18 protein-coding genes are annotated in these 19,472 nt (G+C 64.7%); 12 read left to right on the plus strand and 6 right to left on the minus strand.

The features are described 5' to 3' along the window. Window positions 1-6: 6 nt before the first annotated feature. Together ACNFJ7_RS04220 and rnd are read right to left on the minus strand one after the other, a co-directional pair. Window positions 7-294: an I78 family peptidase inhibitor gene (locus ACNFJ7_RS04220; RefSeq protein WP_019369939.1), complete on the minus strand. Its 288-nt coding sequence runs from the start codon at window positions 292-294 to the stop codon at window positions 7-9. Further along, window positions 291-1,466, minus strand: a complete 1,176-nt coding sequence (rnd, locus tag ACNFJ7_RS04225; RefSeq protein WP_019369938.1) for a ribonuclease D — start codon at window positions 1,464-1,466, stop codon at window positions 291-293. The genes ACNFJ7_RS04220 and rnd overlap by 4 nt, the downstream gene beginning before the upstream one ends. Window positions 1,467-1,612: 146 nt before the next feature. Between rnd and aspS the strand changes: the two genes are divergently transcribed. Genes aspS through ACNFJ7_RS04240 form a run of 3 tightly spaced genes read left to right on the plus strand, consistent with a single transcriptional unit; the run spans window position 1,613 to window position 5,233 of the window. Continuing rightward, window positions 1,613-3,415, plus strand: a complete 1,803-nt coding sequence (gene aspS, locus ACNFJ7_RS04230) for an aspartate--tRNA ligase (RefSeq protein WP_019369937.1) — start codon at window positions 1,613-1,615, stop codon at window positions 3,413-3,415. Between the two features lie 16 nt (window positions 3,416-3,431). Next, window positions 3,432-4,460 (plus strand): 2-hydroxyacid dehydrogenase, encoded by a 1,029-nt coding sequence (locus tag ACNFJ7_RS04235; RefSeq protein ID WP_019369936.1) that lies wholly within the window; start codon window positions 3,432-3,434, stop codon window positions 4,458-4,460. Continuing rightward, window positions 4,457-5,233 carry a polyphosphate kinase 2 family protein gene (locus tag ACNFJ7_RS04240; RefSeq protein WP_019369935.1) on the plus strand — a complete coding sequence of 259 codons (777 nt, stop codon included), beginning with the start codon at window positions 4,457-4,459 and terminating at the stop codon, window positions 5,231-5,233. Before ACNFJ7_RS04235 ends, ACNFJ7_RS04240 begins: the two co-directional genes overlap by 4 nt. Window positions 5,234-5,272: 39 nt before the next feature. Here ACNFJ7_RS04240 and ACNFJ7_RS04245 read toward each other — a convergent pair whose 3' ends face one another. Next, window positions 5,273-5,902, minus strand: a complete 630-nt coding sequence (locus ACNFJ7_RS04245; protein ID WP_026009203.1) for a carbonic anhydrase — start codon at window positions 5,900-5,902, stop codon at window positions 5,273-5,275. A gap of 129 nt (window positions 5,903-6,031) precedes the next feature. Here ACNFJ7_RS04245 and lipA point away from each other — a divergent pair, with 129 nt between their 5' ends. Then, the gene (lipA, locus tag ACNFJ7_RS04250) at window positions 6,032-6,964 is read left to right on the plus strand and encodes a lipoyl synthase (protein WP_019369933.1); all 933 of its coding nucleotides are present in this window, start codon (window positions 6,032-6,034) and stop codon (window positions 6,962-6,964) included. Continuing rightward, a complete protein-coding gene (locus ACNFJ7_RS04255; protein WP_019369932.1) occupies window positions 6,964-7,461 on the plus strand; it encodes a type II toxin-antitoxin system RatA family toxin in 498 nt (165 codons plus the stop codon). The genes lipA and ACNFJ7_RS04255 overlap by 1 nt, the downstream gene beginning before the upstream one ends. Here ACNFJ7_RS04255 and ACNFJ7_RS04260 read toward each other — a convergent pair. Both ACNFJ7_RS04260 and ACNFJ7_RS04265 read right to left on the minus strand, forming a co-directional pair. After that, on the minus strand, window positions 7,386-7,922 hold the full coding sequence (locus ACNFJ7_RS04260) for a CinA family protein (protein ID WP_019369931.1): 537 nt from the start codon (window positions 7,920-7,922) through the stop codon (window positions 7,386-7,388). The genes ACNFJ7_RS04255 and ACNFJ7_RS04260 overlap by 76 nt on opposite strands. Before the next feature lie 39 nt (window positions 7,923-7,961). Beyond that, window positions 7,962-9,119 (minus strand): bifunctional 2-C-methyl-D-erythritol 4-phosphate cytidylyltransferase/2-C-methyl-D-erythritol 2,4-cyclodiphosphate synthase, encoded by a 1,158-nt coding sequence (locus ACNFJ7_RS04265; protein WP_019369930.1) that lies wholly within the window; start codon window positions 9,117-9,119, stop codon window positions 7,962-7,964. Window positions 9,120-9,217: 98 nt separating this feature from the next. On the opposite strand from ACNFJ7_RS04265, the gene dusB reads away from it, so the two are divergent. From dusB to hflX, 7 genes are all read left to right on the plus strand, one after another. Beyond that, on the plus strand, window positions 9,218-10,216 hold the full coding sequence (gene dusB, locus ACNFJ7_RS04270) for a tRNA dihydrouridine synthase DusB (protein ID WP_019369929.1): 999 nt from the start codon (window positions 9,218-9,220) through the stop codon (window positions 10,214-10,216). Then, on the plus strand, window positions 10,192-11,301 hold the full coding sequence (locus ACNFJ7_RS04275) for a two-component system sensor histidine kinase NtrB (RefSeq protein ID WP_019369928.1): 1,110 nt from the start codon (window positions 10,192-10,194) through the stop codon (window positions 11,299-11,301). The genes dusB and ACNFJ7_RS04275 overlap by 25 nt, the downstream gene beginning before the upstream one ends. Beyond that, window positions 11,298-12,740, plus strand: a complete 1,443-nt coding sequence (ntrC, locus tag ACNFJ7_RS04280) for a nitrogen regulation protein NR(I) (protein WP_019369927.1) — start codon at window positions 11,298-11,300, stop codon at window positions 12,738-12,740. The genes ACNFJ7_RS04275 and ntrC overlap by 4 nt, the downstream gene beginning before the upstream one ends. 97 nt (window positions 12,741-12,837) lie before the next feature. After that, window positions 12,838-15,105: a sensor histidine kinase NtrY-like gene (locus ACNFJ7_RS04285; RefSeq protein ID WP_019369926.1), complete on the plus strand. Its 2,268-nt coding sequence runs from the start codon at window positions 12,838-12,840 to the stop codon at window positions 15,103-15,105. After that, entirely contained in the window at window positions 15,102-16,481 is a 1,380-nt protein-coding gene (locus tag ACNFJ7_RS04290) for a sigma-54-dependent transcriptional regulator (protein WP_019369925.1), read from the plus strand. Before ACNFJ7_RS04285 ends, ACNFJ7_RS04290 begins: the two co-directional genes overlap by 4 nt. A 129-nt stretch (window positions 16,482-16,610) precedes the next feature. After that, window positions 16,611-17,102 carry an RNA chaperone Hfq gene (gene hfq, locus ACNFJ7_RS04295; protein ID WP_019369924.1) on the plus strand — a complete coding sequence of 164 codons (492 nt, stop codon included), beginning with the start codon at window positions 16,611-16,613 and terminating at the stop codon, window positions 17,100-17,102. 7 nt (window positions 17,103-17,109) lie between these two features. Then, window positions 17,110-18,402 carry a GTPase HflX gene (hflX, locus tag ACNFJ7_RS04300; protein ID WP_019369923.1) on the plus strand — a complete coding sequence of 431 codons (1,293 nt, stop codon included), beginning with the start codon at window positions 17,110-17,112 and terminating at the stop codon, window positions 18,400-18,402. Window positions 18,403-18,518: 116 nt separating this feature from the next. Here the strand turns inward: hflX and ACNFJ7_RS04305 are convergent. Beyond that, window positions 18,519-19,465, minus strand: a protein-coding gene (locus ACNFJ7_RS04305; RefSeq protein WP_152997892.1) for an IS630 family transposase whose coding sequence is annotated in 2 segments (ribosomal slippage) — window positions 18,519-19,129 and window positions 19,129-19,465 — 948 coding nt in all. Because the reading frame shifts where the segments join, the coding sequence is not laid out codon by codon here. Window positions 19,466-19,472 lie beyond the last annotated feature (7 nt).

Raw genomic sequence — 19,472 nt, forward strand, 5'->3', positions numbered from 1 at the left:
CCCGCTTCAGCCGCAGCGCGCGTCGGTCACCGTACCGACTTTGTCGACATGCAGGTTCAACCGATCGACGCGGAAGTCCATCGTCACAGCCGAACCCGGTTCGATCCAGCGGATTACCTTGGCTCCCGAATGGCGCAGCGCTTCGCCGGCATCGATTGCCGCGCGCGGTTTGCCCTTCAGGTACAGCACGCGATTGGCATCGCATTCCACGCCGGGCGGCAGGGGTTCGACCTTTTTGGGCGCACAGCCGACCGTAGCGGCGCCAAGAGCGAGAAGGGCGAGGGTACGGATCATGCGGGCTCCTCCGTCCGGCTCATCTTGAGCTTGCCGTTGCGCACCGCAAACGCCAGCTGACCTTCAACCAGCGCGAGTGCGTCGCGGCCGAACTGTTCGTAGCGCCATCCCTCCAGGATCGGCAGATCCTTGCGAACCCCTGCGGCGAGCGCTTCCAGATCCTCCGAACGGGCGAGAAGCCGGGGAGCGACATTGACCTCCTTGGCACGAATCTTGAGCAGCAGCTTCAGAAGATCGGCGACCAGCGCACCGTCCTTGCCAAGTGCAGGCTTGCGCTCCTCGCGGCCGGGCATTTCGCTGGCCGGCAGGGGCTTAGACTCGGCAATCGCGGCCATCATCCGCCCGCCGATGTCGTTGCCTGCCCAAGCGGCGGAGAGGCCGCGCACCTTGGCAAGATCGGCCTGCTTGCGCGGCGGGTTGGCGGCGATATCGGCCAGCGTCTCGTCCTTGACGATGCGGCCGCGCGGCAGGTCCTTGCCTTGCGCCTCCAACTCGCGCCAGCGGGCCAGCGCCTTGAGACGGCCGAGCACCTCGGGCTTGCGGCTGTTGATGCGGACGCGTTGCCACACCTGGTCGGGATCGTTGCGATAGTTTTCGGGGTCGGAGATCCGTTCCATCTCCTGGTCCAGCCACACGCCGCGACCGGACTTGCGCAGCTTTTCCAGCATCTTGGGGAAGATCTTGGAGAGGTGCGTCACGTCGGCGATGGCATAGTCGATCTGGCGCTTGTCGAGCGGGCGGCGCGCCCAGTCGGTGAAGCGGGCGCCCTTGTCGACGACGATGCCGAGATAGGTGTCGACGAGGTTGGAGTAGCCGATCTGCTCGCCCTGGCCGAGCGCCATCGCGGCGACCTGGGTGTCGAACATCGGGTGCGGCGTCTTCCCGGTGAGGTTGTAGACGATTTCGATGTCCTGGCCGCCGGCGTGGAACACCTTGAGCACGTCCTCATTGTCGGTCAGCAGGTCGAGCAGCGGCCCCATGTCGAGGTCCGGGGCCTTGGGATCGATCGCCGCGGCCTCCTTGTCGTTCGCCACCTGGATCAGGCAGAGCTCGGGCCAATAGCTGTTTTCGCGCATGAACTCGGTGTCGACCGTGATGAAGTCGGACTTCGCGAGGCGTTTGCAGAGATCGGCGAGGGTGACGCTGTCTTCGATCAGACCATGAATGTGCATCTGACGCCCATATACCGGTCTTCGGGTTGACAAAAGTGGGGTGTGACCGGAATGCGCGCGGTCATAGTGTTTCAATATCGTCGCGCCGGCCCGTTCCGGCACCGCCAAGCGTGGCGGGAAGACGCCAAGGTGAGAAGAACCGCATCATGCACGCCTATCGCACGCACACCTGCGCCCAGCTCCGCTCCGCGGACGTGGGGCAAACCGTCCGCCTGTCGGGCTGGGTGCACCGCAAGCGCGACCATGGCGACCTGGTCTTCGTCGACCTGCGCGACCATTACGGCATCACCCAGATCGTCACCGACGCCAGCGGCCCGGCGTTCGAGGCGATCGAGTCGCTGCGCTCCGAATCGGTGATCACCGTCACCGGCACGGTCGTTGCGCGCGATGCCAGCGTGGTGAACCCGAACCTGCCGACCGGCGAGATCGAAGTCCGCGCGGCGGAAGTGACCGTCCAGTCGGCCGCAGCCGACCTGCCGATGCCGGTGTTCGGCGAGCAGGAGTATCCGGAAGAGATCCGCCTGCGGAACCGCTATCTCGATCTGCGCCGCGAGAAGGTCCACAAGAACATCCTGCTGCGCTCGAACGTGATCGCGTCGCTCCGCCGCCGGATGATCGACCAGGGCTTCACCGAGTTCCAGACGCCGATCCTCACCGCGTCGAGCCCCGAAGGCGCGCGCGACTATCTCGTCCCCAGCCGCGTCCATCCGGGCAAGTTCTACGCGCTCCCGCAGGCGCCGCAGATGTTCAAGCAGCTGCTGATGGTCGCCGGTTTCGACCGCTATTTCCAGATCGCGCCCTGCTTCCGGGACGAGGACGCCCGCGCCGATCGTTCGCCGGGCGAATTCTACCAGCTCGACTTCGAGATGAGCTTCGTCACCCAGGATGACGTGTTCGCCGCGATCGAGCCGGTGCTGCACGGCGTGTTCGAGGAATTCGCCGACTGGGAGGGCATGGGCCGCAGCGTCAGCGCGCTGCCGTTCAAGCGCATCCCGTATCGCGAATCGATGCTCAAATACGGCAACGACAAGCCGGACCTGCGCAACCCGCTGGTGATCACCGACGTGTCGGACTTCTTCAAGGGCTCGGGCTTCGGCCGCTTCGCCTCGATCGTCGAGGGCGGCGACGTCGTCCGCGCGATCCCGGCACCCGGCACCCACGAGAAGAGCCGCAAGTTCTTCGACGACATGAACAGCTGGGCGCAGTCGGAAGGCTTCCCCGGCCTCGGCTATGCGACGCAGAAGGACGGCGTGTTCGGCGGCCCGATCGCCAACAACCATGGCCAGGACGGCATGAAGGCGATTGCCGAGGCGATGGGCCTGGGTCCGAACGACGGCATCTTCTTCGCCGCGGGCAAGGAAGCGCAGGCCGCCAAGCTCGCCGGGCTCGCCCGCACCCGGGCCGCCGAGCAGCTCGAGCTGATCGACAAGAAGCGCTTCGAGTTCTGCTGGATCGTCGACTTCCCAATGTTCGAATATGACGAGGACGCCAAGAAGGTCGATTTCAGCCACAACCCCTTCTCGATGCCGCAGGGCGAGCTGGAGGCGCTGGAAACCAAGGATCCGCTCGACATCCTCGCCTATCAGTACGACATCGTCTGCAACGGCATCGAGCTGTCCTCGGGCGCGATCCGGAACCACAAGCCGGAGATCATGTACAAGGCGTTCGAGATCGCGGGCTATACGCAGGCCGATGTCGACACGAACTTCGCGGGCATGATCAACGCGTTCAAGTTCGGAGCCCCACCGCACGGCGGCTCGGCCCCGGGTGTAGACCGCATCGTGATGCTGCTCGCCGACGAGCCGAACATCCGCGAGGTGATCGCCTTCCCGATGACGCAGAAAGCCGAGGACCTGATGATGCACGCGCCGTCCGCGGTGAGCGACAAGCAGCTGAAGGAACTGCACATCCGGCTGGCGCCGGGCGTCGACGGCCCCAAGGCCAATTGAGCGGAGGCCGGCGGTCATGCGCGTCGCGGTGTTCAACACCAAGGCCTATGACCGCCGCTTCCTCGTCGAGGCGAACGCACGTTTCGGCCATGACCTGACCTTTCTCGAACCCCGCCTTGATGCGCTGACCGCCACACTGGCGGCGGGGCACGCGGCGGTCTGCGTCTTCGTCAATGACGGCGTGGATGCGAGCGTTCTGGAAGCCCTGGCGAAGGTCGGCGTCCGGCTGGTGGCCCTGCGCTGCGCGGGCTTCAACAATGTAGATCTTGCGGCGGCGGAGCGGTTGGGCATCACGGTGGTGCGGGTGCCCGCCTATTCGCCGCATGCGGTGGCGGAGTTCACCGTCGGGCTGCTGCTGGCGGTTGACCGGCAGATCCCCCGGGCCTGGTCGCGCGTCCGGGAAAACAATTTCGCGCTCGACGGGCTTATCGGGCGCAACCTGCATGGGCGCACCGTCGGCGTGGTCGGCACCGGCAAAATCGGCGCGCTGGTCGCGCGGGCGCTGCGGGCAGGCTTCGGCTGCACCGTGCTGGCGAGCGATCTCCACACCGATCCCGAGCTGGAGGCGATGGGCGTTCGCTACGTGCCGCGCGACGAGCTGCTGCGTACCGCCGAGATCGTCACGCTACACTGTCCGCTCACGCCCGATACCCACCGGCTGATCAACGCGCAGGTGATCACCGAGGCGCGGGACGGGCTGGTGATCGTCAACACCAGCCGCGGGGCGCTGATCGATACCGGCGCGCTGATCGACGGGCTCAAGGCGCGCAAGGTCCGCGCCGTCGCACTCGACGTGTACGAGCAGGAGGCCGACCTGTTTTTCGAGGACCTGTCGAACGAGATCATCGCCGATGACAAGTTCCAGCGGCTGCTCACCTTCCCCAACGTGCTGGTCACCGGCCACCAGGCCTTCCTCACCGAAGAGGCGCTGTCGGCGATCGCCGAGACGACGCTGGCCAGCATCGCCGATTTTGAAGCCGGGCGCCCGCTCGCCCATCGCGTCGATGCAGCCTTGATCGCTCCGCCGCGTTATGGGCTCCCATGACGATCGATCTTTCCGACTATGAGGCCGGCGACGATTTCGACGGCGATTACGAAGCCGAACTCGCCAAGCTCCAGAAGCGGCTGAGCCACATCCAGACCGCCCACATCATCCACAAGCGCCGCGCGATCGTTGCGTTCGAGGGCTGGGACGCGGCGGGGAAGGGCGGGGTGATCAAGCGCCTCACCGCCGAATGGGACCCGCGCTACTATGAGGTCTGGCCGATTTCTGCGCCTACGCAGGAGGAGCTGTCGCACCATTTCCTCTGGAGATTTTGGCAGCGGCTGCCGGCACAGCACAATATCGCGGTGTTCGATCGCACTTGGTACGGCCGCGTTCTGGTCGAACGGGTCGAAGGCTATGCGAGCGAGGCGGAGTGGCGCCGCAGCTATGCCGAGATCAACGATTTCGAAGCGCAACAGGTCAATAACGGCGCCACGTTGATCAAGATATTCCTGCACGTCACGCAAAAGACCCAGGACAAGCGCCTTCGCGACCGTCTGACCCATCCTTGGAAGCGGTGGAAGATCGGGATGGACGATTTCCGCAATCGCGCGCGCCGGGCCGACTATCTCGACGCGATGCACGCGATGTTTCGCGAGACGGACACGCCGCACGCACGATGGACAGTGATCGACGGGAACAACAAGAAGACCGCGCGGATTGCGGCGCTGACCGCGATTGCCGAGCAGCTCGAAAAGCACGTGCCGATGGTGCCGCCGGAGCTCGACCCGCAGGTGGTGAAGGTGGCGACCGAAACGCTGGGTAAGTTCTGAGCCTTAGTTCCTCCCCGGATCGGGGAGGAGTTTGGAAGCTCACGCCGCCGCGAAGGTGCCGTCGTCGCCCATCACGTGTAACAGGCCATCAGCGATTGCGAAATAGGCGCCATGGATCGTCAGCTTGCCCGCAGCCTCTCGCTCGCTGACAAACGGGAACGTTCGCAGATTGCGGAGCGACACCCGCACGGTTTCATGCTCCATCGCGCGAACGGCCTCCGGGCCTTGACCATATTCCGCGCGGACCTTCTCCCGCGCTTCGTCCAGCATATCGACCCAGTGAGCGATAAAGCCGCCCTCGCCATGATCTGCATCGGCGAAGCGCTCGGTAAGTGCCGCATGGGCGCCGCCACAGGCACCATGACCCATCACCACGATTTCGGGCACTTCTAGCTGTGTCACCGCAAATTCCAGCGCCGCTGAAACGCCGTGCCGGCCTCCACCGGTTTCGAAGGGGGGCACCAAATTGGCCACGTTGCGCACCACAAAAATCTCGCCCGGAGACGTGTCGAATATTTGCGCCGGATCGACTCGACTGTCGGAGCAGGCGATTACCATTACTTTCGGGCTCTGGCCTGCAGAAAGCTCAGCCCAACGCTCACGCTGAGCGCTCCAGCCGTCAGTCCGAAAGCGGTGATACCCGCTGAGCAGTGCCTCGAATCCAGCCATGTGTTTCGCCTATCGTTCCTGTAAAGCTGTCGACCCCGACAACGTTCCGGACCCGTTTCTGCTCCCAATACGCGCTCTGCGCAATTTCCGGGGCTGGCGAAACATGCTCGGGCGCTCTATCTGCCCCCCATGAACGAGCAGACTCCGCTGGCGCGGCCCGAACGCATCCGCAAGCCCGACTGGATTCGCGTCAAGGCGCCCACGTCCGAAGGTTTCGCCAAGACCCGTGCGCTGATGCGCTCGAAAAATCTGACCACCGTGTGTGAGGAAGCCGCCTGCCCGAACATCGGCGAGTGCTGGACCAAAAAGCACGCGACGGTGATGATCTTGGGCGACGTCTGCACGCGAGCCTGCCGCTTCTGCAACGTCAAGACCGGCATGCCGCGCAAGGTCGATCCGCTGGAGCCCCAGCACGTCGCCGAGGCGGCGGTGCAGATGGGCCTGGAGCATATCGTGATCACCTCGGTGGATCGCGACGACCTGCCCGACGGCGGCGCCAGCCAGTTCGTCAAGGTGATCGAGGCGATCCGCAGCGCCAGCCCGGCTACTACGATCGAAATCCTCACGCCCGATTTTCGCAATAAGCACGAAGCCGCCGTCGAGGCGATCGTCGCCGCGCGGCCGGACGTGTACAACCACAATCTCGAGACGGTCCCGCGGCTCTATCCGATGATCCGCCCGGGCGCGCGCTACTATGCGTCGCTGCGGCTGCTGGAGACGGTGAAGCGGCTCGACCCGTCGATCTTCACCAAGTCGGGCATCATGCTGGGCCTGGGCGAGCAGCGCCTGGAGGTCCACCAAGTGATGGACGACATGCGCTCGGCCGATATCGATTTTCTGACCATGGGCCAGTATCTCCAACCGACGCCGAAGCATGCGAAGGTCGAGGAGTTCGTGACTCCGCAGGCCTTTCAGGCCTATGGCGCTATCGCTCGTGCCAAGGGCTTCCTGCAGGTCGCTTCCTCGCCGCTCACGCGCTCCAGTTACCATGCCGGCGAGGATTTCGCCGAGATGCGGGCCGCCCGTGAGGCCAAGCTTGCAAAGGCGAGTGCCAAGGCCTGATGCCCAAGCATAGCGAGACCCGGCACCTTCCCTACACGCCGGAACAGATGTTCGACTTGGTGGCGGATGTAGCGCGCTATCCCGAGTTTCTGCCCTGGGTGAGCGCGATGCGTGTTCGTTCGTCGAGCGACACTCAGGTCGTGGCCGACATGATCGTCGGCTTCAAGGGGCTGCGCGAGACCTTCACGTCGCGCGTTTCCAAGGCACGGGCGGAGACTATCCATGTCGAATATGTGGATGGGCCGCTCAAGCACCTGTCGAACGACTGGAAGTTTCGGCCGGACGGGCAGGGCGGCTGCTATGTCGATTTCTGCGTCGACTTCGCGTTCAAGAACCGAGTGTTCGAGATGCTGGCAGGCCAGGTGTTCGACCGCGCGCTTCGGAAGATGATCGGTGCCTTCGAGGAGCGCGCAGCGAAGCTTTATGGGGCGTCGGGTTCCTCGACCGGCACTTCGAGAGACGGCAGCAACAGGTCAAGCGCGCACAACGCCGCCTGAAGGCGGATGCCGCCGCGGCCATTATCCTCGAAATGACGGGCATCGGCGACGACGTGCTTGGGATCTGCGCCGCGGATCGCCTGGGCGAACACGACGGTGCCGACCGGCTTGTTCTCAGTAGCGCCGTTCGGACCGGCGATACCGGTGATCGCCACGGCGACGTCGGCATTGGTGCGTTCCAGCACGCCCTGCGCCATGCTCCAGGCGACGGCGATCGAAACTGCGCCGAAGGTTTCGAGCACGTCCAGGCTCACTTTCAGCAGGTCCATCTTGGCATCGTTAGAATAGGTGACGAAGCCGGCTTCGAAAACGTCGGACGACCCTGGCAGTTCGGTCAACGCCGCGGAAACGAGGCCGCCGGTGCAGCTTTCCGCAACGGCAACGCGACGGCCGGCGGCGCGGTTCGCATCGAGCACTTTGCGCGCGGCGTCAACGAGCTCGGGAGGAAGAATCGTGTCCATAACGGCAGCCCCTTGCCACTGGATGATCGACGTTACGAGTCAGTTCGTGCCGGGCATGCGGATGGTTGCGATCGCCTGCGCGGCCATGCCCTCGCCGCGTCCGGTGAAGCCCAGCTTTTCGGTGGTGGTCGCCTTCACGCTCACTTGTTCTGGATCAAGACCAAGGATCGCCGCGATCGAGGCGCGGATCGCGTCCCGGTGCGGACCGATCTTGGGTGCCTCGCAGATGAGAGTGAGGTCTATAAAATCGACGATGCCGCCCCTCGTCGCGACGAGAGTGGCGGCATGCTCCAGAAACCTGGCCGATGCCGCGCCGCGCCATTGCGGATCACTGGGCGGGAAGTGCATGCCGATATCGCCCGCGCCGATTGTTCCAAGCAGGGCATCGGTGATCGCATGCAGTGCGACATCAGCGTCGCTATGGCCGGAAAGCCCATGGCTATGCGGAATGCGCACGCCACCCAGCCACAACGCCTCGCCCTGGACAAGGCGGTGAACGTCGTAGCCGGTGGCGGTGCGCACGCGCATGGCCGACGCAAGTCGTGCCTCCGCCGCCGCAAAGTCGGCTGGGTGCGTGATTTTCTCGAGCATTGGGTCTCCATGAACGAGCGCGACGTGCCCACCGATGGCACGCAGCATCTGCACATCGTCGGTTGCCTCGCGATCGGCTGGCCAGCGGCGGTGCGCCTCCAGAATGGCAGGGAAGTCGAACGCCTGAGGCGTTTGTATGCGATAGAGATTATCGCGGGCAACAGTTTCGCCGATCCGATCGCCGTCACCGCGCACCAGCGTGTCGGCTACGGGCAGGGCAGGAGCCGCGCCCAGCGTGTTGCCCAAGCTAGTGAGCAGATCGTCAATGACGCGCGCCGCCAGGAACGGGCGAGCGGCGTCGTGAATGAGCACATGGGTGAACGCGCCGGCGATCAGAGCCTCCAGCCCCGCCGCTACCGACTCGCGCCGCGTCGCCCCGCCCGTTACGAAAGGGGTTGTCCCCAGGGCAGCCCCTAGCAGCGCCTCCTGGCCTGCGCCGATCACGGTCAGCACGGCATCGATCTTCGGATGGGTGGCGAGCGCCTGATGAGCATAGGCAATCAGTGGCCGCCCACCAAGTTGCGCATATTGCTTGGGCACGCTGCCCCCGGCGCGGGTGCCGCTGCCGGCGGCGACGAGGATCGCGGCGGTCCTGAACTCGGTCATCCGCGCCGCCTAGCGAAGTTTGAGGTTCGGGGGTAGGCCTGCCTTGCTCTTGTCACCGGAGATCGCTACATCGCCTGCCTGATTTTCAGGCAGAATTGATGAGCGAACTCGCCCCCATCCAGATCGGCCCCGTGCGGGTCGAAGCCCCGGTGCTGCTCGCGCCGATGACCGGCGTGACGGACCTGCCGTTTCGCCGCGCGGTGCGGCGCTTCGGTTCGGGCCTCAATGTCACCGAGATGATCGCCAGCGCCGCTGCAATCCGAGAGACTCGGCAATCGGTGCAGAAGGCCGCGTGGGATCCCATCGAAGAGCCGGTTTCCATGCAACTCGTAGGCTGCACGCCGCACGAGATGGCAGAGGCGGCCAAGCTGAACGAAGATCGCGGCGCCGCGATCATTGACATCAACATGGGCTGCCCGGTTCGCAAGGTGACCAATGGCGACGCTGGCTCGGCGCTGATGCGCGACCTGGATCATGCCGGCGCGATCATTCGTGCCTGTGTTGACGCGGTGCGTACGCCTGTGACGGTCAAGATGCGGATGGGCTGGGACCATGATAGTTTGAATGCCCCGGAACTCGCGCGTATCGCGCAGGATCTCGGCGCCAAGCTGGTGACGGTCCATGGCCGTACCCGCAATCAGATGTACCGCGGGAGCGCCGATTGGAGCTTCGTGCGCCGCGTGAAGGATGCGGTGTCGATCCCGGTTATCGTCAATGGTGACATCTGCTCGGTGGGCGATGCGCGCGAGGCGCTGGCTCAATCCGGCGCGGACGGCGTGATGATCGGCCGTGGCGCGTATGGCAAGCCCTGGATCCTGCGACAGGTGATGGACGCCCTGACGGGCAAGGGTGAACGGCCCGAGCCACCCATTGAAGAGCAATATCGCGTCATTACCGAGCATTACGTCGAAACTCTTGCACATTATGGCAGCGAGGTTGGCGTGAACATGATGCGCAAGCATCTGGGCTGGTACACCAAGGGGCTGCCGGGTTCAGCCGAGTTCCGCAACAAGGTAAACCAGGTGCCTGATGCGGTGCGCGTCCTCGACATGCTGGCCGAATTCTACGAGCCGTGGCTTTCCCGCGCGGCGGCCTGAAGCGGTTCCGCCCGCAAACCGTCGAAGGGCCGGGCTTCGCCGAGCTGTTCGGCGCGTTGCCCGTGGCGGTACTGGTGCTCGACCCCGACGGTCGCATCGCCCATGCCAATCCCGCATGCGAGGTGCTGCTGAATCACAGCGAAACCAGCATGGTCGGCCAGCCCTATGACGCGGTCCTGTTGCCGCCGGAGGATTATGCCGAGCGGCGAGACGGGCGGGGCTTCGCCGCGTTCGATGCAGAGATCGAGGCGGTGCGTGGCACCCGCCTTCGCGTCGATTTCCTCGAGACGCAGGTGCCCGATCATCCGGGCTGGCGCATCGTGACGCTCCACCACGCTCCGCAGGCCCGTAAGATGGGGCATGGTTTGGACCGCACCGCCGGGGCCCGCGCGGCGATCGGGGCGGCGGCGATGCTGGGGCACGAGATCAAAAATCCGCTTTCGGGCATTCGAGGCGCCGCGCAACTCCTGCAGAGCGGCGGCGATCCGGAGAGCAATGGCGAACTCACCCGTCTGATCACCACCGAGGTTGATCGCATAGCCGCGCTGATCGATCGAATGCAGGATTTCACCGACACACGCCCGCTCGATCTGGTGCCGACCAACATTTATCCGCTGCTCGACCACGCCCGTCGCGTCGCGTTGGCGGGCTTCGCGCGCGGCATGGTGATCGAGGAATGGTTCGATCCCTCCTTGCCGCCGGTGCTGGTCGATCGCGACGCCTTTCTCCAAGTGCTGCTCAACCTCCTGAAGAACGCCGCCGAGGCACTTGCGGATCTCGCCCAGCCGCGGATCATTCTTTCGACGGCCTTCCGCCATGGGATGTCGGTAAGTGTCGGGCCGGGCCAGCCGCGGCGGCCGCTGCCCATCGAAATCTGCGTGATGGATAACGGCCCCGGTGCCCCGGCCGATATCGCCGAGCATCTGTTTGAGCCGTTCGTCTCCGGAAAGCCGGAAGGCAAGGGGCTGGGCCTACCGCTCGTCGAAAAACTGGTGCGGGACATGGGCGGCATCGTGCAATATGCCCGCGAACGCGAACCGGAGGTCACGGTGTTCCGCATCCTTTTGCCGCGAGCCAAGGCATGATGCCTGGCTCGGTTTTGGTCGTCGATGACGATACGGCGATCCGTACCGTTGTCGCCGCAGCGCTGAAGCGCGAAGGGCATCGCGTCGCGACCGCAGCTAGCGTTGCCGAACTGCGGCGGGCGCTTGGCACCGGCATTCCCGATGTACTGGTGACGGACGTCGTGTTGCCGGACGGCAATGGGCTGGACGTCGTATCAGGGCTTATGGCAGCGCATCCTTCGCTGCCGGTAATCGTCTTTTCTGCCCAGAACACGCTGGCAACGGCAGTCCGCGCGACAGAGGTGGGCGCGTTCGATTATCTCCCCAAACCCTTCGACCTCGACGTGTTGACCCAGGCGGTGCAGAGCGCGATCGCGCGTGGGCGCCGTCGGCCCGCCGACCTGCCAGACGTGGAGCAGGATGGCGGCCCCTCGCTGATCGGCCGATCGCCGGCGATGCAGGAGGTGTATCGGGTCATCGCTCGCGTCGTCTCCAACGATCTGACCGTGCTCATCAGCGGGGAGTCGGGCACGGGCAAGGAGCTGGTGGCCAAGGCCATCCACGACCTGGGTCCGCGTCGACGCGCGCCCTTTGTCGCGCTGAACATGGCTGCGATCCCGCGCGAACTGATCGAGGCGGAGCTGTTCGGCCATGAGCGCGGTGCCTTCACGGGGGCACAGGCGCGCGTCGCGGGCAAGTTTGAGCAGGCGGCTGGCGGCACGCTTTTCCTCGACGAGATCGGCGACATGCCGATGGATGCTCAGACGCGACTGTTGCGCGTGCTGCAATCTGGCGAGTTCACTACAGTCGGCGGCGCACGAACCATCCGAGCGGATGTGCGGATCGTCGCCGCAACCAACAAGGACCTAGCCCAGCTGGTGCAGATCGGCCAGTTCCGAGAGGACCTGTTCTATCGGCTGAACGTGGTGCCAATCAGCCTGCCGGCGCTGCGCGATCGGCGCCAGGACATCCCGCTGCTAGCACGTCATTTCCTCGAACGTGCCGCCGAGGACGGGCTGCCACGCAAGCAGCTCGACAAGGATGCCGTCGCCCTGCTGGAGACGCTAGAGTGGCCGGGCAATGTCCGTGAGCTTGAAAACCTCATGCGCCGTCTCGCCGCGCTTTCCCGGGACGAGTGGATCGATGCGGCTGCCCTGCGTCGGGCTCTGGGCGAAGGGGCCAGTGCTGCACCGAGCGCGCGCGATGCGGGCATCGAAGCGGCGATCCGAGCGCGGCTGGAGCGTATTGCCATCGAGGAGCCTCATGCAATCGACGACGGCACCCTTTACGACCGAATCATCGGGGAAGTGGAACGGCCGCTGATCGAGACGATGCTGGCACGACATCACAACAATCAGTTGCGGGCAGCCAGAGCGCTGGGGATCAATCGCAACACGTTGCGGAAACGCATGGACACGTTGGGTCTGGGATCGGGCGCAAAAACGCAGGATGGAGCCTGAGAAACTGAGGCTCCCCTGCCAGCGATCGATGCGGGCGCGCTACATCATGTGATTTTATGTGTTCTTTTTGCCACAATCGGCGTGTATCAAGGACGCAATGGACGCGGTAGATCCAACGAATCTCGACACGCATGAGGATTGGTCCCGGTCCGGCCGATGGGTTCGGCTTGTCGAGTTTCTCGTTCTGGCTTTGGCGCTCGCTACACCTGTTGTAACCTACTGGTTCGTTAAGGAAAATTCCAAGCAACAGCTGTTCAGTCCGGGCGTCGCCGCAACGCTGCTGCTCGTCAACCTGCTGCCCTATGTCGCGCTGATCGTACTGATCGGGCGCCGCATCGCGATCAATCGCACTGCACGCTCTGCGCTCGCCGGCGGAGGACGGTTGCACGTCCGGTTGGTGGCGGTGTTCACCCTCATGGCCAGTGCGCCGATCGTCCTCACGGTTATCGCAGCCTCGATCATGTTCCAGTCGGGCATCCAGCTCTGGGGATCTCAACGGGCCCGCGCCGCACTCGATACGGCGTCGGCGATTTCCGAAGAGGGAAAAACGCTGGTCGCCAGTCGATGGACGCTAGAGGCGCGGACCATGGTCAACGATCTTATCGAAAGCTGGCCCAAAATCACGCCGCAGTCTCCCCTGTTCCAGGATTGGTATCTGCGGCAGATCGTGTACCGCGGGTTGTCACAATCGGTGCTATTTCGTGTCGTGGATGGCGACAAGGTCGACGTGATTTATTCCCTTGAAGCACCATCCGCGCCGGTTTTCGCGCGCAGGGTGTCGCGTAACGTGCTGAAGGTGATGAAAAACGGCGAGAGCGCGACGAACTTCGACTCTGAAATGCTATGGGTCGTTACACCGATCGATCGCTCGGCCAATCTCTTCCTGTACGTTGCGACGCCGACCAACGTCGAGTTTCTCAACCGGCAGAACGTCGCAGCCGATCGCATCAGGAGCGAGTATAATGCGCTGATCGCGCGGTCGCGTGCGCTTCAGCTGCAATTCAACGCGGTGCTGTTCGGTGTCGCGCTGCTGATCGTCGGAATCGCGACCTGGATTGCGCTCGCGGTTGCGGATCGGTTGGTTCGGCCCATTGATCAACTCGTCAAGGCAGCGGGGCAGGTGGCAGACGGCGATCTGACCGCGCGCGTTCCGCCGCCGGAGCGTATCGACGAGGTCGCCACGCTGGGCATCGCGTTCAACAGCATGACCGAGCGTCTGAGCGCACAGACCAATGCGCTTGTGACGGCGAATGCCCAGCTCGACAGCCGCCGCGCGTTGATTGAAGCGGTGATGTCCGGCGTATCGGCTGGCGTCATTGCAATCGGCGGCGACCATCGGGTGCGTCTGATCAACGCGTCGGCCAATGCGCTACTGCGGCATAAGGCAGAAGATCCGGTGGGTCAGCCCCTGGCGGCGCTCGCGCCCGAGCTTGAAACCATGCTCGGCGGCGGCGAACGCGAGGGCATCGTGCAGATCGCGAGCGGGGGCGAGGCCCGGACGCTGGCGGTGAAGGTCACATCCGACGAAGGCGGGCAGGTGCTCACCTTCGACGACATCACCCAGCAGTTGAACGATCAGCGCCGGGCGGCCTGGGCAGACGTTGCCCGCCGCATCGCGCACGAGATCAAGAACCCGCTCACCCCGATCCAGCTTGCGGCGGAGCGCCTGCAGCGCCGCTATGGCAAGCAGGTGGACAGCAGCGACGGCGTGTTCGCACGGTTGACTGAAACGATTATCCGCCAGGTTGGCGATCTCCGCCGCATGGTCGACGAATTCTCCTCCTTCGCGCGCATGCCGAAGCCGATGTTCCGACGGGAATCGCTGCTCGATATCGCGCGACAATCGATGTTCCTGCACGAGGTGGCGCATCCCGCAATGCGCTTCACGCTGGACGCGCCTGATCCGGCGCCTTCGCTTGTGTGCGATCGTCGGCAAATAGGCCAAGCCCTTACTAATATCGTCAAGAATGCGGTGGAGGCGATTGACGCGCGCAACGACGCGGCGGGCGCCGGAGCAGATCTGCCGCAGGGCGAAGTGCATCTCGTCATCCATCCCGAAGCCGATGGCAAGCTTGTCCTCACCCTTGCCGATAACGGCGTGGGCCTGCCGGTCGAACGGGATCGGATCGTCGAGCCATATATGACGACGCGCAGCCGCGGCACTGGCCTGGGCCTCGCCATCGTCAAGAAGATCGTTGAGGAACATTGCGGCACGATCGCCTTCGCCGATCGCCCCGGCGGCGGCACCCTGGTCAGCTTGTGTTTCGATACCGCGATGCTTGCTGGCGTCGCACTCACCGAAGCGCCAGAGGATGCGAAGGATTCGCGTCCGGCGATGCTCACCCGAACCGGAAGCAGAATATGAGCCTGGATATTCTCGTCGTAGACGACGAACGCGACATTCGCGAGTTGGTAGCCGGCGTGTTGGAGGACGAGGGCTACGCCACTCGCAACGCCGCCGACAGCGACTCCGCACTCGAGGCCATCGCCGAGCGGCGGCCTAGTCTGGTGCTGCTCGACGTGTGGCTGCAAGGCTCGCGGCTCGACGGGCTGGAACTGCTGGACGAGATCAAGCGGCGCGACCCTTCGATCCCGGTGCTGGTGATCTCCGGCCATGGCAATCTGGATACAGCCGTGGCAGCGATCCGGCGGGGTGCGGCCGACTTCATCGAAAAGCCTTTCGAGGCCGAACGGCTGCTGTTGATGGTTGCACGCGCGACCGAGACGGAGCGGCTGCGGCGCGAGGTGGCGTCGCTACGCGCGGTGGCGGGGCGGGGCACCGATCTTCACGGCGCCTCCAGCGCGATCAACGCGGTGCGTGCGACGCTTAAACGCGTCGCTTCTACCGGCAGCCGCGTGCTCATCACCGGTGGTGCGGGCGTGGGCAAGGAAGTGGCCGCCCGCCTGCTGCACGGGTGGAGCCAGCGCGCCGATGCGCCCTTCGTAATCGTGAGCGCGGCACGCATGACTCCCGACCGCGTTGACGAGGAATTGTTCGGGGTGGAGGAGGCGGGGGATCTTGTCCGGCCCGGCCTGCTCGAACAGGCCCATGGCGGCACCTTGTTCCTCGATGAGATCGCCGACATGCCGGTGGCTACGCAAGCTCGCATCCTGCGCGTGCTAACCGACCAGAGTTTCAGCCGCGTCGGCGGAACCCGGATCGTCAAGGTCGACGTCCGCGTGGTCTCCGCCACGGCACGCGACTTGATGTCGGAAATCGGCGCCGGCCGGTTTCGCGAAGATCTGTATTATCGACTGAACGTCGTGCCCGTGCCAATCCCGCCGCTGACCGATCGCCGCGAGGACATACCGGCGTTGGTGGAGCATTATGTCGCGCATTACGCCGCCGAGCGGCGCGTACCCACGCCTGAGATCGCCGCCGACGCAATGGTGGCCCTGCAGAGCTATGACTGGCCGGGCAATGTCCGCCAGCTTCGGAACGTGGTGGAACGAACGGTGATCCTGGCGCCGGGTGACCGGATCGGCCGGATCGACATCGATCTGCTTCCTCCTGAAGTGCTTGGCCGACCGGGCGAAACGACCGGCGGCATGGCGTCTAGCGCGATCATGGGTGCACCGCTGAAGGAAGCACGTGAGAGCTTCGAGCGGGAATATCTGCGCGTTCAGATCCGGCGGTTTTCCGGCAATATCTCTCGCACTGCCAGCTTCATCGGCATGGAGCGCTCGGCGCTGCACCGAAAGCTCAAGCTGCTCGGCATCACCGATGCGCGCGAGGAGTGAGTGCACCCCTATGGACGCCGTGCGACGAACGCCTTAGATTACAGCCCGGCGCCAGGGTGGCGCCGACCCTGACGCCGGGAACGGCGCACCGCGGGACAAATCCCGCCAAGAATAAATGGAGCCAACCATATGGCAGAGAAGCAGACTTCGCTTCAGGACCTGTTCCTCAACTCACTGCGCCGGTCGAAGACGCCGGTTACGATGTTCCTCGTCAAGGGCGTCAAGCTCCAGGGGATCGTTACCTGGTTTGACAATTTTTCGGTGCTGCTCCGTCGCGACGGCCAGTCGCAGCTGATCTACAAGCACGCGATCTCGACGATCATGCCGTCCGGCCCGATGGACCTGGCCGCGCTGCTCACGGCCGCGGGCGAGTATCAGCACAAGAACCCGGTGTTGCAGGAAATCTTCCTCAACGCCGTGCGCAAGGCGCAGGAAAACGTCACGATGTTCCTGGTGAACGGCGTGATGCTGCAAGGGCAGATCGCCGCGTTCGACCTGTTCTGCATGCTGCTCCAGCGCGAGGGCATGGCCCAGCTGGTCTACAAACATGCCGTTTCCACCATCCAGCCCGCGCATCCGCTGAACCTCGCCGAGGAAACCAATAGCGGCGACGACGATTGACGTCGGCATGAGCACTGGTTTCGAGCGCGACCCCGACGAATTCGCGCGGGGCGCACGCGCGCTCGTCGTCTATCCGGACATGGGCGGAAGCTCGCGCGACGCCGAGGCGCGGCTGGAAGAAACGGCCGGCCTCGCCGCGGCGATCGGCGTCGACGTGGTCGAGCGGGTCGCCGTTCGGCTGCGTCAGCCCAAGCCGGGTACGCTGATCGGCTCGGGCCAGGTGGAAGCCCTGGCCGAGACGGTGCGCGACGGCGAGCTCCAGCTTGCGGTGTTCGATGCGGCGCTGACGCCGGTGCAGCAGCGCAACCTCGAGACGGCGCTCGGCTGCAAGGTGATCGATCGCACCGGGCTTATCCTGGAAATCTTCGGCGAGCGCGCCCGTACCGCCGAAGGCCGGCTGCAGGTCGAACTCGCCCACCTCGATTACCAGGCGGGCCGGCTGGTGCGCAGCTGGACCCACCTTGAGCGCCAGCGCGGCGGCTTCGGCTTCCTCGGCGGGCCGGGCGAGACCCAGATCGAGGCCGACCGCCGACTGATCCGCGACCGCATGGCGCGGCTGCGGCGTGAGCTCGACCAGGTCAGCCGCACCCGCACCCTTCACCGCGACCGACGCCAGCGCGCGCCTTGGCCGGTGGTGGCGCTGGTTGGCTATACCAATGCCGGCAAGTCGACCTTGTTCAATCGGCTGACCGGCGCCGAGGTGATGGCCGAGAACCTGCTGTTCGCCACCCTGGACCCGACGCTGCGCCAGATATCGCTGCCGGGCATCGACAAGGCGATCCTGTCGGACACCGTGGGTTTCGTCTCCGAGCTTCCGACCCAGCTGGTCGCCGCGTTCAAGGCGACGCTGGAAGAGGTTGTCTCGGCAGACCTGCTGATCCACGTCCGCGATATCGCACATCCGGACACAGAGGCGCAGCGCGCCGACGTTGAGAAGGTGCTCCAGGAAATCGGCGTGTCCGAGCAGACCCCGCGCTTCGAAGCGTGGAACAAGCTCGACCTGCTCGATGAGGAGCAGCGCGAGGAGGCGCTGGCGATGGCTGCGCGCCGGACTGACGAGGTGCGGGTGATCTCGGCGCTGAACGGGGAGGGTGTCGATGCGCTGGTCGAGGCGGTCGCTGGGCGACTGACCGAGGGGCACCGCCGCTACACGCTTCGGCTCGATCCCGCCGACGGTGCCGCGGCCGCGTGGCTGCACCAGCATGGCGACGTGATCGGACAGCATATTGAGGACGAGCAGGCGGTGTACGAAGTCCGCATGGCGCCGCGCGATTACGAGCGGTTCGTCACACGGGGGTAGGGTGGAGCGCTCTCGTTTCGATTGCTTGGAGTCGCCATGGGTCCGTCATTCCGGCGAAAGCCGGTATTTATTGGCATTACGTCGCGGCTCTTGCCTCAAGCTAGAGCGTTTTCCGATCAATCTGGATCATATCCGCAGGAACTGAAGTAGTTGGCGCATTCGCTGGGCTGGAAGATGTCGACGAGCGCGCCGATGCGGTTCCACAGGCCGCTGACAGTGCGCTCGCCGGCTTTTCGCAGCATGGCCTTGAGGCGTGCAAAGGCCTTTTCGATCGGGTTGAAGTCAGGGCTGTAGGGCGGGAGGAAGCGCAGCGTTGCGCCTGCCGCCTCGATCCGATGCTGGACCGCCGGTCGCTTGTGGCTCGACAGATTGTCCATGATGACGATGTCGCCGGGGCGCAGTGTGGGCACAAGGACCTGCGCCACATAGGCTTCGAACCAGTCGCCGTTGATCGGGCCGTCGAGCACCATCGGCGCGACCATGCCGGTCATGCGCAGGCCGGCAACCAGCGTGGTGGTTTTGCGATGGCCATGCGGATATCCCATCCGCAGCCGCTCACCCCTGGCGCAGCGGCCATGGCTGCGGGTCATGTTGGTGGCGGTCCAGGTCTCGTCGATGAAGACCAGGTGTTCCGGTTCCAGATCGACCTGGCCGTCGAACCAGTCGCGGCGCTGTTTCAGGATGTCGGGCCGGTCTTGCTCGACAGCATGGCCAGTCTTTTTTTGCGCGTCATGCCTCGACGCGCGAAAAAGCGATGCAGCCCTGCGACGGAGACTGCCAGACCCTTCTTGGCTAAGGCTCGGCGAAGCTCTTCCAGCGAGATGTCCTTGCGGGCCTCCCACAGCGCGAGAATGTCAGCTGCCCGTTCCTCAACCCGACGCGAACGCATGTCTCCGCCTTGCGGCTTGGCGGCAACATTGCCCGTTTCCCGCCGCTGGGCGTGCCAGCGGATCGCGGTCGACGGCGCAACCCCAAACCGGGCGGCTGCAGCCCGACAGCTCAGCCCGCCGTCAATCACAGCCAGAAGACGAACCCGCAAATCCATCGACAAAGCATGACCCATCCATGCC

It is taken from the genome of Sphingomonas sp. HT-1 (assembly GCF_048568905.1).
Taxonomy (GTDB): domain Bacteria; phylum Pseudomonadota; class Alphaproteobacteria; order Sphingomonadales; family Sphingomonadaceae; genus Sphingomonas.